1 protein-coding gene is annotated in these 271 nt (G+C 56.5%); it reads left to right on the top strand.

Annotation, left to right across the window (positions count from 1 at the left end; all coding sequences use genetic code 11):
• Positions 1 to 98 precede the first annotated feature (98 nt).
• Positions 99 to 271 (top strand): LexA family protein (locus HAQ05_RS28250; protein WP_420825806.1); only part of this gene is annotated, 173 nt, incomplete at its 3' end.

The raw sequence follows: 271 nt of genomic DNA on the forward strand, positions 1-271 counted from the left end.
CACACGGCTGCCACCTATCGTTTCGTCCCTTCACCTGATTGACCACGGCCAGGCACAAAAGGTTAACTGTATATAAGTACAGTAATTCGGTTGCCTCCATGATCACCTTTCTTGGTCCCCTTTCTCCCAGCTCGGCAACCCTGCCGGTCTACTCCTTCCGCGTGCCAGCGGGTTTCCCTTCGCCAGCCACGGACCACCTTGAAAAAGCCATTTCCCTGGATGAACTGCTGAACCTGCGGGCGCCGCATATCTACCTGGTGCGCATCGAGGG

It is taken from the genome of Pseudomonas typographi, from assembly GCF_014694385.1.
Taxonomy (GTDB): domain Bacteria; phylum Pseudomonadota; class Gammaproteobacteria; order Pseudomonadales; family Pseudomonadaceae; genus Aquipseudomonas; species Aquipseudomonas typographi.